This window comes from Streptomyces sp. NPDC102258, from assembly GCF_055584685.1.
Window position 1 is genome coordinate 19,835 of the sequence record NZ_JBVJLO010000035.1, and the last position, 10,738, is coordinate 30,572.

Sequence of the window (10,738 nt, forward strand, 5' to 3'; positions counted from 1 at the left end):
CACCGATGGCCGGTCGCCTGGCCTGGTGGCCGGGCGGTACGGGACACCAGGATCGGGACGTCCGGCTCGCGGCGGTCCACCGCGCCACGAGCCCCTTCGAGAAGGGTTCCCGATGAAGTCCCTGCGCCTCACCTCATTCGGCGCGGCATGCGCGCTCACCGCCCTGATGGGCACCGGCGCCGCACACGCCGCGGCTCCGGCCGCCGCGCCGCCGGCTTCCGGCGCCGTCCGCGCCGCCGTTCCCGCCGGTGCTCCGGCCGCCGTCCCCGTTTTCGGCGACGGTTACGGCCTGACCCTGGTCCCCGGGGAGACGGAGGTGCACAGCCCCACCGACTTCACCCTCACCGTCACCACCCCGCAGCTCTCCGGGAAGCACAAGATCCGCATCCTGCTCCCCGCCGCCTATGACACCGACCCCGGCCGCCGCTGGCCGGTCACGTACTTCCTGCACGGTGCCGGCGGCAACGTCAACGACGTCGTGGCCGCGCCGGCGCTGCACTCGGACTCGATGATCACCGTGGTGCCGGACGGGGGCCTGAAGGGCTGGTACGCCGACTGGCTGATGCAGAACACCGCCGCGGGGAAGGCCAACTGGGAGACGTTCCACCTGGAGCAGGTCGTCCCGTTCATCGACGCCAATCTCCGTACGCGTGCCGACCGCGCCCACCGTGCCGTCGTCGGACTGTCCATGGGCGGCTACGGCTCGCTGCACTACGCGCAGGCGCGCCCCGACCTGTTCGGCCAGGTGGCCGCCCTGTCGGGAGGCATCGACTTCGGCACGTGGGAGGTCCGCGCGGCCGTCCTGGCCACCGAGCTGAACCTCGCGGGCGCCTGGTGCGCGGTGAGCAGTTCCTCGTCCGGATCCGGCCAGTGCACCGATCACGGTCCCTACGTGGACAGCGACGCGATCTTCGGCTCCCCGTACCCGGTCTTCGACGCCGACCGCGTCTGGAAGGCGGTCGATCCGGCCGCGCCGGTCAACCTCGCCAAGCTCTCCGGTACCGGTGTCACGCTGTACACCGGCAACAACGACATCATCGACGTGAAGACCTCGGCGGCCTCGCACACCGTCAAGAACCGCCTGGACCAGCTGGGCATCCCGAGCCGTCTCGTGGACTACGGCAACGGCGCTTCGCTGGCCCCGAGCTGCAACGGCGGCCACAACTACGGGTGCTGGGCGCCGGCCTTCGCCGACTACGTGCCCCGCCTCGAAGCCGCCTTCGCCTCGGCGGGCTGACCGGTGGGGAGGTGGACGGGCCTGGTCGTCGCCGGCGCGATCGCCGCCCTCGTGGTGATCGGGGGCAGCGCGTACCTCGTACTCGGCCGTGACGGGGGCGGGGGCGGGGGCGGGGGCGGGCAACGGCGAGGTCGCCGACGGCAGCAGGGGCTACGCGCTCATCACGCCGAAAGCGGTCGACGCCTACAAGAAGACGGGCCCGGGGGGCGGGCCGGCCGGTGAACTGGACGGCGGGCAGCGGGAGGAGGCCGAGCGCCTCGGGGTGAAGGATGCCCGTGGGGTGTCCGGCGCCTACTTCGCCGACCCCGCCGATCCGGCAGAGATCGGCGGCAGGCGACTGCTCTTCGACGGCTTCTACGGCGTGAACGCCGACCCCGCCACGGCGCTCGACCGCTACTTGGCGGACGTCGGCAGAATGGGCCTCAAGCGCGACGGGAAGGCGCGCGGGCTCGACCTGCGGCCCGTGGGAGAGGCCAGGACGATGAAGCCCGCGGGCTTCGAGGGCGCCCTGATGAAGTGCCAGGACGTGCAGGTCACCCCGCCCAAGGGGGACGCGGCGGTGAAGGGCGGGGACACCGCCGTCTTCCGGTACCCGGTCTGCGCCTGGTCCGACTACTCCACCGTCGCCGGCGCCCACGTCATGGACCTGGCGCAGCCGAAGCTCGGTGGCGAGGGCGCCTCGCAGGAGGAGGTCGCCGCACTGACCGCCAGGCTCTACGAGGCGTCCCGCCGGAAGGCCTGACGCCAAAGGAAGGCCTGACACCGCAGGAGGGGAGGAGCCCGGCCGGGGTCCACCGGCCGGGCTCCCGGTGGTGGCGCGTCCCCGCCGGGGAGGGACGCGCCGTCACCGCGGCCTTGTTCTTGAATGACCACTCATGTATTTTCGTGGCATGCCCCGCCCCCGTGAGTTCGAGCCCGACGCCGTGCTGGACCAGGCCATGCTGCGCTTCTGGTGGCAGGGCTACCGGGCCACGTCCATCGAGGATCTGGTGAAGGCGACCGGGGTGAAACCCGGCAGTCTCTACAGTGCGTTTCCCGGCGGCAAGCGCACCCTGTTCCTGAAGTCGCTGGAGCGGTATTCCCGGCTGGTCGTTCCGCAGAAGCTGGGCGAGCTGGCGGCGCCCGGTGCCTCACTGGCGGCACTGCGCGGCTATTTCGACGGGCTGGTGGACGATCTGCTCAGCCCGGAGGGCCGACAGGGCTGCCTGCTGGTGAACACCGCGATCGAGAACGCGGCCGAGGACGACGAGGCCGCCGCCGTGGTGCGCGGCCACCTGGCCCGCCTGGAACACTGCATGGCCACGGCCCTGCGCAATGCCCGCGACACCGGTGAGGTCCGCGCCTCCGTGGAACCGGACGGCAGCGCCAAGCTGCTGGTGGCGACCTGCCAGGGGCTGATGGTCGTGGGGAAGGCGAATCCCGACGAGACGGTGCTGCGCGCCATCGTCGCCAACGCCTTCGCCGTCCTCGCCTGAGAGGCCGGGGTCCGATCCGGACCCCGCCGGGCCACCGCACGCGGTGGCCCCTTTTTCAGCCCCCGTAGTTGAATAGACATTCAAGAATGGAGCCCGTCCGATGAGAGCCATCGTGATATCCGCCTACGGCGCGCCCGAGGTCCTGCACATCACCGACCTGCCCGACCCCGAACCCGCGCCGGGAGAGGTGCTGATCCGGGTCAAGGCGTTCGGCCTCAACCACGCCGAGGCGTACATGCGCGCCGGCGCCTGGGGGGACGTCGCGGCCGTCCCGGGGATCGAATGCGCCGGGCTGGTCGAGGCCGACCCCTCCGGCCGCCTCTCCCCCGGGACCCGGGTCGTGGCGATCCTCGGCGGCATGGGCCGCACCCGGAACGGCAGCTATGCCGAGCTGGTCACCGTACCGGCCACGAACGTGACGGCGGTGCACTCCTCGCTGGGCTGGGCCGAGCTGGCGGCCGTCCCCGAGGTCTACGCGACGGCGTGGAACGGGCTGTTCGGCAACCTCGGCCTGCGGGCCGGCGAGCGGGTCCTCGTACGCGGAGCGACGTCCTCCCTCGGCCAGGCCGCCGTCAACCTCGCCGTCGACCACGGCGCACGCGTACTCGCGACCACCCGCAACCCCGCGCACGCGCCGCTCCTGGCGGAACTGGGCGCCGAGGAGGTCCTCATCGACGACGGCAACCTGGCCGCGCAGGTCAAGGGAAGCGGCCGCACCGTCGACGCGGTCTTCGATCTCGTCGGCAACAGCGTCCTGCGCGACTCCCTGGCCACGGTCCGCCTCCGCGGCCGGGTCTGCCAGCTCGGCTTCCTCGGGGGTTTCGATCCGGTGCGCGACTTCGATCCGCTCACCGACCTCCCTTCCGGTGTGCAGCTGAGCTTCTTCGGCAGCGCCTTCGTCCTGGGCGGCCCCGAATTCCCGCTGGCCGACGTGCCCTTGGACGCCATCTACGCCAAGGTCGAGTCGGGAGCCCTGCCGGCGGGGCCGGCGCGGACCTTCCGTTTCGACCAGATCGTCGAAGCCCACCGGGTCATGGAGGCGGGTGAGGCGCTGGGCAAGATGACCGTCGTGGTCTGACCCCGGGAGGGCGGGGCACCGGTGGCGGCGGTCAGGGCCACCGGTGCCCGACGGCCGGCCCCCGTGCGTCTCGCCTGGTGTGCGAACCCTTGACGGGGGTCCGGGGGCCTCACATACTGGCGGCCAAATCGATTTGGCCAAATCGATTTGGCTCTCCGTCCAGGGCTGGATCGCGGCTGAACCCCAGCGTGTCGAACGCCGATCGGAGCTCGAACGTGTCAAGTCCCCGCCAGACCCTCACCGGTACGCCACAGCCTCCCGCGCCCGCCGCCACCCCCGTCCATCCCGTCGACGAGGCGCGGCCGATCGGGCGGATCCTGCTGTTCGGCATGCAGCACGTCCTCGTCATGGCCGCCACGCCGATCTCGGCGATCTTCCTGATGAGCGCCACCCTCCGGCTCGGGCCGGCCCTGACCGTCGACCTGCTCTCCGCCGCCTTCGTGCTTTCCGGCGTCGGTTCGCTGATCCAGTCGCTCGGACCCTGGAAGTTCGGGCCCCGGCTGCCCTTCGTGATGCTGCCGGGCGGCGCGCCGCTCATCCTCTTCCTCGCCATCGCCCAGCAGCACGGCCTGCCCACCGCCGCCGGCGCGGTCGTCCTCACCGCCGTGTTCACCTTCGTCGTCCTGCCCCTCTTCTCGCGGCTGCTGGCCTTCTTCCCCGCCCTCGTCATCGGCACGATGATCGTCATCGTCGGCGTCAACCTGGTGAAGGTCGGCGCCGTGCTCGTCACCGGCCGCCCCGGCGAGCCCGGGTTCGCCGACCCGATGAACCTCGGGCTCGGCATGGCCACCATCGGCTTCACCGTGCTCTTCTACCTGCTGTCCACCGGCGTCCTGCGCCAGCTCGCCGTCATGCTGGGCCTGCTCGCCGGCACCGTGCTCGCCGCCGTGCTCGGCGCCGTCCACTTCGGCGGCGTGGCCGGTGGCGCTCTGTTCAACGTGCCGCAGCCGCTGCCCTTCGGCTCGCCCCGGTTCGACCTGCTCGCCGCGCTGCCGCTGATGCTCTACAGCCTCGCCTCCATGGCGGAGGCCACCGGCCAGACCGTCATCAACGCCGAGGCCGTCGGCAGGGACATCGACCGGCGCACCGCCGTCCCCAAGACCATCCGCGGCGACGCCCTCACCTCCGTCGTCGGCGGGTTCTTCGGCCTGCCGCTCATGGTGACGAGCGGCGAGAACATCGGGATCGTCCGGGTCACCGGCGTACGCAGCCGCTACGTCACCGCCGCCGCCGGCGTCTTCCTCATCGTCATCGGCTTCCTCGCGCCGGTCACCCGCGCCATCAGCGTCATCCCGTCCGCCGTCATCGGCGGCACCGCCATGGTCGTCTTCGCCGTCATCACCGTGCTGGGCGTGCAGATGCTCGGCCGCTGCGACCTCGACGAGCACACCCAGACCTTCGTCTGCGCCGTCGCCCTCGCGTTCGGCCTGCTGCCCATCCTCATCCCCGGCGTCTACGCGGGCTTCCCGCCCAACCTCCGGATCCTCCTGGAGAGCGGGGTCGCGGTCGGCGCGGTCGTGGCCGTCGTGCTCAACCTCCTCTTCCACCACCTCAGGCCCGCCATCGCCGCGCGCGTGGCCGCCGCCCGTACGGAAAGCGACAACAGCAACCGATGAACCGTTTCAGCCGTGAACTCCTCGACGGGCCCGGCCCGTTCCTCCTCCTGCCGGACGCCGTCCTGCTGCCCGAAGGCCCGGCCGCGGGGCTGGCCGTCGTCGTCGCCGACGGGTCCTTCGCAGCCGTCGGCGACGCGGCCGAGCTCCAGCGCGCCCACCCCCACCTCGATCCCGTACGGCTCCCCGGGCACCTCCTGATGCCCGGCTTCGTCGACGCCCACCACCACCTCACCCAGACCTTCGGCTCGGCCCTCGCCTACGGGGAGCCGTCGGAGATCTTCCGCCGGGTCTGGGTGCCGCTGGAAGGGGCGCTGGACGAGGAATCGGCGTACACGGCGGCGAAGCTGGCGGCGCTCGAAGCCCTGCGCGGCGGCTTCACCACCGTCACCGACGCGGGCAACCGCACCGGCGTGGACGTCGACGTGGTGGCCCGCGCCGTCCGCGACGCCGGCATCCGCTGCGTACTGGGGCTGGTGTGCGACGACGTGGAACCCGGGGCCGACCCCGGCGCGGCGCGGCGGGAGGAGGCGCACCTGGCCCGCTACGACGGCGACGCGCTCGTCCACGCCTCCCTCGCCGTCTCCATCCCCGAGGCCGCCACCACCGCCACCCTGCGGCGCACCGCCCGCCTGGCCGCGGAGGCCGGGGCGACCGTCCAGATCCACGTCAACGAGCACCTGGCCGGCGTCGAGCGTTCCCTCGTACGGCACGGCCTGCGCCCGCTGGAGCACCTGTACGAGATCGGCGCGCTCGGCCCGCAGCTGCTCGCCGCGCACGCCACCCTGCTGACCCCGCGCGAGCTGACCCTGCTCGCCGACACCGGCGCCGCCGTCAGCTACAACCCGGTGGCGAGCGCCTGGAAGGGCAACGCCGTGGCCCCGGCCGCCGCGATGGCCGAGCGCGGGATCCGCTTCGGACTCGGCACCGACGGCACGCGCGGCGACGGCTTCCGGCTCGCCGAGGCGGCCGAGTTCGCCCAGCGCCTCGCGTACGGCCTCGCCACCGGCGACTCCTCCTGCGGCGCCGGCTGGACCTGGCTGGAGCACGCCACGCGGGGCGGCGCCGACGCGGTCGGCCTCGGCGACCGTACCGGCACGATCGCGGCGGGCCTGGCGGCCGACTTCCTCCTCGTCGACGTCACCAACCCGGAACTCGCGCTCTCCTGGGACCTGCCCTGGGAGCTCGTCCGGCGCGGCAACCGCGACCAGATCAGCGCCGTGTTCGTCGCGGGCCGGCTGCGCCTGTGGCAGGGTCTGCCCACCGGCTGGGACGGCCCGGCGCTGGTCACCAGGGCCACCGCCCTGGCGCGCGCCGCGGTGGCACGGGCGCCCATCACCCGGACCCACCCCACCTCCACCGCCGCCCGCGAACGCAGCACCGCCCGATGAGCGCCGACACCCTCGCCGTCCTCGCCGTCACGGTCGCCGTGGCCGCCTTCGTCCAGGGCAGCAGCGGCCTCGGTTTCGCCCTGATCGTGGCGCCCGTCGCCGGGATCCTCGATCCGGGCCTGCTCCCGGTGTTCGTGCTCGCCTCGATGATCCCGCTGAACCTGTACGTCGCCTGGCGCGAGCGGGCCGCCCTCGACCTGCGGGGCGCCGGCTGGATCACCGCCGCCCGGCTCGCCGCCACCCCCGGCGGGCTCGCGCTGCTCTGGCTGATCCCGGACCGCAGCATCGGCCTGTTCGTCGGCGTCGCCACCGTCCTCGCGGCGGTGGTCAGCCTGGCCGCGCCCGCCTTCACCCCCGGGCGGCTCGCCTACGTCGGGGCGGGCGCGGTGACCGGGCTGACGGAGACCGCGACCGGGGTGGGCGGCCCGCCGCTCGCCCTCGTGTACCAGCACCGGCCGCCCGCCGAACTCCGGGCGACCGTCGCGGTCTGCTTCCTCATCGGGGAAGTGGCCTCGCTGCTGCTGCTGTTCGCCACGGGCAAGGGCAGCCCGCATGACCTGGGGCCGGTCCTGCTGCTCCTGCCCGCGACGGCCGCCGGGGCCTGGCTGAGCCGGCTGGTCCACCACCGGCTCGACGCCCGCAGGACGCGGCTGTTCGTCCTGGTGTTCGCCCTGGTCTCCGGGTGCGTCCTCATGCTGGGGGTGTGACGGGCGCGGCCGCCGGCGGGCCGGTCCGCAGCGAGGACGCCCGTACCACCAGCCGCGGCGGGGGCGGGGCGGCCACCGCGGCGGGGTCCGCCGCCCCGCCCGCCAGCCGCCCGAGCAGCAGTTCCACCGCGTCGGCCGCCGCCCGGTCCAGGTGCAGGTCGACGGCGGTCAGCAGCGGATCGCAGGTCCGGGCGCGCAGCCCGTCGTACCGGGTGACGACCATGACGTCACCCGGTACGGTCCGGCCGCTCTCCCGGATCGCCCGGACCGCCCCCACCGCGAACACGTCGACCAGCGCGCACACCGCGTCGGTCTCGGGGTGCTCGGCCAGCAGCGCCGCGCACCGCTCGTAGCCGGCCCGCTCCCCGCCCTCCTCGGACGCGGTGGCCACCACCGGCGTCCACCCGTACCGCGCGGCCATCCGCTCGTACGCGGCGCGCGCGTCGACGGAGGAGTGCCGTTCGCCGGAGCCGATCAGCAGTGCGGGCCGCCGGGCGCCCTGCTGGTGGAGGTGCGCGAGCAGCATCTCGGTGACGAGTCCGCCGCGCAGGTCCACGTACGGAGCCTGCTCGCGCGGGGACACGGGCCGGCCGAGCGCCACGTACGGCAGTCCGCGCTCGCGCAGCTGCGCCACCGCCGGATCGTCCACGTCCGGTTCGACGACGATGGCTCCGTCGATGTCGACGGAGTGCAGCCCGGATCCGGAGCGTACGGGCGGCACCAGGACGAGGGCGTAGTCGTGCAGGAGCGCGCTCTCGGCGGCCGCGGCGGCGATCTCCATGTAGAACCCGAGCCGTGAGGTGCCGCCGGCGACGGCGAAGGGCATGGAGGAGGCCAGCGCGATGGCCTTGGCCTGCCCGCGCCGCAGCCGCTGCGCGCGCAGGTTGGGCCGGTAGCCCAGTTCGGCGGCGACCTGCTTGATCCTCTCGCGGGTCCGCGGATCGACCTTTCCGAGCCCGTTGAGGGCGTGCGACACCGTCGTACGCGACACCCCGGCGACCCGCGCCACATCGGCGATCGTCGGAGGCTTGGGCCCAAGACCGGACGGCGTCATCGACGCGCACACTCCCCATGTCTGTACTACGGCTGTCCCTGCTACGGCTGACCCCGCCATCTTCCCCGACGCGGACGGCCCGGTCACCATGCGTCGGCTGACGCTGGATCAGAGGGCGGGCGGGCCCTGGGATCACGCGGCCGCCGCCGACAAACAGGTGGCCATCGCGGAGATCGAGTTCTTCGGCCCGTCCAACGCCGGCTGCTGACCTCCGCCGACGGGTGTCAAGCACGGTTGCGTCGGCGGGGCGGGTCGGGCAGGGTCGGGGCATGACGAGCTGCCCGCGGCCCCCGGAAGCCCAGCGCCCCCGGGGAGCGGCATGAACGCCGCCGCCGGGGGCGTGCCGCAGCCCGCGCCGACGGTCGGGGAACTCCGCGCGGCCCTGGCGCGGATCGCCCCGGACGCCGTGCCCACCTTCGACGCCGAACACACCACGGCGGTGGCACGCGCCCGGCAGCAGGCCGACTCGGCGCCGCTACGGAGGTTCCTGCGCCAGTGGGCTCTCCAGGTGGCGATCGAACGCCACCCGGACCAGGCCACCCGCCTGCGCCGACTGGAAGCCCGGGCCACGCTCGTCACCGACCCGGCGGAGGCCCGGACCATCGCCACGGAAATCGGCCGAATCCTCGACAAGGCAGCCGCCGAGGCGGGCCTCCCGCACGGCGGGGAACTCTGAGCGACGGGCAGTGTATCCGCCGACACCCGCCCGCCAGATCACGTCCGCTCAGACGTTCAGCATCACGGCGTAGGCGAGGAAGAACAGGGCGACGACCACGGCCAGCAGGCAGATGAGGACGAGCGGTCCCTTGCCCCAGCCGGGTGTCAGGGGGCGGTACGGGCCCGCGCCCGAGCCGGTGCTGCTTTCGCCGGGCGGGGTCTCCTCCGGCGGTACGCCGGCCGGGGCGCCGGGAGCGCCGGGCCTGGGCTCCCCCGGCTCCGGGAACTGTCCGGTCATGGTTCTGCCCTCCTTGGCTGGCGGGCCCTGCGGGCATGCGGAGCCCGGGCATCACGCCCGGCGCCTACCCGCCCCGGCTCCCGCTACGCGGTGCGGCGGCGTCATGAGGGCTCGGGGAGGCCGAAGAGCAGGTCGTAGCCGGGTGGGAGTTGCAGCAGGAGGCTTCGGGTGAGGTCCTCGCCGGCGGCTTCGGCGACGACGCTGAGGACCGCGTTGACGTCCCACAGGGCGGTCGCGTGCGAGGAGCCCTCGATCCACGCCTGGGTCGCGCGGACGAACCGCTCCGGGGTGAGGGGCTCGGCGGCCTGGAGGGGGGCGAGGAGGATCAGCGCGTAGGCCTCGGGCAGCCGCGCGGCCAGTTCGGCCCGCTCGGCACCGATGAGGTGGGCGCCGAGGAGGGCCAGGACCGTCCGGGCCGCCCGGTCCGCCTCTTCGAGGGATCCGTACTCACCGCGCTCCTGGACCTGGCCGAGGAACGCTTCCCAGCGCAGGGTCATCGTCTGGTACCTCCCTTACGGGCTGAGCGAAGGGAAGGGCGGCGGTGCGGGACGGACCGCCGGGGGAAGGGGAGAGGTCCGTCCCGCGCCGCCGGGTGGTGGGGGCGGTCAGCCGGAGAGCTGCTTGCGGCCGCCGTCGGCGTTGATGCTGACCTTGCGCGGCTTCGCGCGCTCGGCGATCGGGATGCGCAGGGTCAGGACGCCGGCCTCGTACGTGGCCTCGATCCGCTCGGTGTCGAGGGTGTCGGCCAGCATGACCTGGCGGGAGAAGACGCCCAGCGGCCGCTCGGAGAGCTCCATCTGCACGTTCTCGGCCTTGGCGGTGGGGCGGCGTTCGGCCTTGACCGTCAGCTGGTTGCGCTCCACATCGATGTCGATCGCGTCCGCGGTGACGCCCGGCAGGTCGAAGGCGATCACGTAGTCCTCGCCCTCACGGTAGGCGTCCATGGGCATCACGGACGGCTTCGACCAGGTCCCGGTCGTGCCCATGAGCTGCTGGGTGATCCGGTCCAGCTCGCGGAACGGGTCGGTGCGCATCAACATCGCGAAACACCTCCAGTTGGTTCGGGCAGTAACTGCCAATGCGCTTCAACGTGCTCCCGTTGTAGCATGTCGTCGAAAGGATGACAACCTCTTCGTCAGCCATTGGATGACGTGCCACCGGACATGTGCGCACCGGGTACGCGAAGACGCCCGGCCGGGATGGTCACGGCGGGCGTCTCGCGTATGCG

At 73.2% G+C, this 10,738-nt stretch carries 12 protein-coding genes; 8 read left to right on the forward strand and 4 right to left on the reverse strand.

What is annotated here, in order from left to right; genetic code table 11:
• Window positions 1–112: 112 nt before the first annotated feature.
• From ACZ6ZT_RS33490 to ACZ6ZT_RS33520, 7 genes are all read left to right on the forward strand, one after another.
• On the forward strand, window positions 113–1,237 hold the full coding sequence (locus ACZ6ZT_RS33490) for an alpha/beta hydrolase (protein ID WP_469724119.1): 1,125 nt from the start codon (window positions 113–115) through the stop codon (window positions 1,235–1,237).
• Window positions 1,238–1,325: 88 nt separating this feature from the next.
• Window positions 1,326–1,979 (forward strand): hypothetical protein, encoded by a 654-nt coding sequence (locus ACZ6ZT_RS33495; RefSeq protein ID WP_469724120.1) that lies wholly within the window; start codon window positions 1,326–1,328, stop codon window positions 1,977–1,979.
• Between the two features lie 148 nt (window positions 1,980–2,127).
• Window positions 2,128–2,712 (forward strand): TetR/AcrR family transcriptional regulator, encoded by a 585-nt coding sequence (locus tag ACZ6ZT_RS33500; RefSeq protein ID WP_469724121.1) that lies wholly within the window; start codon window positions 2,128–2,130, stop codon window positions 2,710–2,712.
• A 100-nt stretch (window positions 2,713–2,812) separates the two neighbouring features.
• On the forward strand, window positions 2,813–3,790 hold the full coding sequence (locus tag ACZ6ZT_RS33505; protein ID WP_469724122.1) for a zinc-binding dehydrogenase: 978 nt from the start codon (window positions 2,813–2,815) through the stop codon (window positions 3,788–3,790).
• 215 nt (window positions 3,791–4,005) lie between these two features.
• Window positions 4,006–5,406, forward strand: coding sequence for a uracil-xanthine permease family protein (locus ACZ6ZT_RS33510; protein ID WP_469724123.1), 1,401 nt, complete (start codon window positions 4,006–4,008; stop codon window positions 5,404–5,406).
• A complete protein-coding gene (locus ACZ6ZT_RS33515) occupies window positions 5,403–6,794 on the forward strand; it encodes an amidohydrolase family protein (RefSeq protein ID WP_469724125.1) in 1,392 nt (463 codons plus the stop codon). Before ACZ6ZT_RS33510 ends, ACZ6ZT_RS33515 begins: the two co-directional genes overlap by 4 nt.
• The gene (locus ACZ6ZT_RS33520; RefSeq protein ID WP_469724126.1) at window positions 6,791–7,501 is read left to right on the forward strand and encodes a sulfite exporter TauE/SafE family protein; all 711 of its coding nucleotides are present in this window, start codon (window positions 6,791–6,793) and stop codon (window positions 7,499–7,501) included. Before ACZ6ZT_RS33515 ends, ACZ6ZT_RS33520 begins: the two co-directional genes overlap by 4 nt.
• Here the strand turns inward: ACZ6ZT_RS33520 and ACZ6ZT_RS33525 are convergent.
• The gene (locus ACZ6ZT_RS33525) at window positions 7,485–8,555 is read right to left on the reverse strand and encodes a LacI family DNA-binding transcriptional regulator (RefSeq protein ID WP_469724127.1); all 1,071 of its coding nucleotides are present in this window, start codon (window positions 8,553–8,555) and stop codon (window positions 7,485–7,487) included. The genes ACZ6ZT_RS33520 and ACZ6ZT_RS33525 overlap by 17 nt on opposite strands.
• A 319-nt stretch (window positions 8,556–8,874) precedes the next feature.
• Between ACZ6ZT_RS33525 and ACZ6ZT_RS33530 the strand changes: the two genes are divergently transcribed.
• A complete protein-coding gene (locus tag ACZ6ZT_RS33530) occupies window positions 8,875–9,231 on the forward strand; it encodes a DUF6247 family protein (RefSeq protein WP_469724128.1) in 357 nt (118 codons plus the stop codon).
• A gap of 48 nt (window positions 9,232–9,279) precedes the next feature.
• Here the strand turns inward: ACZ6ZT_RS33530 and ACZ6ZT_RS33535 are convergent, their stop codons facing one another.
• The 3 genes from ACZ6ZT_RS33535 to ACZ6ZT_RS33545 form a co-directional block, all read right to left on the reverse strand.
• Complete coding sequence (locus ACZ6ZT_RS33535; protein WP_469724129.1) at window positions 9,280–9,510, reverse strand: DUF6480 family protein; 231 nt, start codon at window positions 9,508–9,510, stop codon at window positions 9,280–9,282.
• Window positions 9,511–9,611: 101 nt separating this feature from the next.
• The gene (locus ACZ6ZT_RS33540) at window positions 9,612–10,007 is read right to left on the reverse strand and encodes a DUF2267 domain-containing protein (protein ID WP_469724130.1); all 396 of its coding nucleotides are present in this window, start codon (window positions 10,005–10,007) and stop codon (window positions 9,612–9,614) included.
• 108 nt (window positions 10,008–10,115) lie between these two features.
• Window positions 10,116–10,550 (reverse strand): Hsp20/alpha crystallin family protein, encoded by a 435-nt coding sequence (locus tag ACZ6ZT_RS33545; RefSeq protein ID WP_469724131.1) that lies wholly within the window; start codon window positions 10,548–10,550, stop codon window positions 10,116–10,118.
• Window positions 10,551–10,738 lie beyond the last annotated feature (188 nt).

Bases quoted from the DNA above. Each gene is read 5' to 3' on its own strand.
- ACZ6ZT_RS33530 (WP_469724128.1), top strand. From the start codon at position 8,875: ATGAACGCCGCCGCCGGGGGCGTGCCGCAGCCCGCGCCGACGGTCGGG.
- ACZ6ZT_RS33545 (WP_469724131.1), bottom strand. From the start codon at position 10,550: ATGTTGATGCGCACCGACCCGTTCCGCGAGCTGGACCGGATCACCCAG.
- ACZ6ZT_RS33540 (WP_469724130.1), bottom strand. From the start codon at position 10,007: ATGACCCTGCGCTGGGAAGCGTTCCTCGGCCAGGTCCAGGAGCGCGGT.
- ACZ6ZT_RS33520 (WP_469724126.1), top strand. From the start codon at position 6,791: ATGAGCGCCGACACCCTCGCCGTCCTCGCCGTCACGGTCGCCGTGGCC.
- ACZ6ZT_RS33500 (WP_469724121.1), top strand. From the start codon at position 2,128: ATGCCCCGCCCCCGTGAGTTCGAGCCCGACGCCGTGCTGGACCAGGCC.
- ACZ6ZT_RS33535 (WP_469724129.1), bottom strand. From the start codon at position 9,510: ATGACCGGACAGTTCCCGGAGCCGGGGGAGCCCAGGCCCGGCGCTCCC.
- ACZ6ZT_RS33505 (WP_469724122.1), top strand. From the start codon at position 2,813: ATGAGAGCCATCGTGATATCCGCCTACGGCGCGCCCGAGGTCCTGCAC.
- ACZ6ZT_RS33525 (WP_469724127.1), bottom strand. From the start codon at position 8,555: ATGACGCCGTCCGGTCTTGGGCCCAAGCCTCCGACGATCGCCGATGTG.
- ACZ6ZT_RS33515 (WP_469724125.1), top strand. From the start codon at position 5,403: ATGAACCGTTTCAGCCGTGAACTCCTCGACGGGCCCGGCCCGTTCCTC.
- ACZ6ZT_RS33490 (WP_469724119.1), top strand. From the start codon at position 113: ATGAAGTCCCTGCGCCTCACCTCATTCGGCGCGGCATGCGCGCTCACC.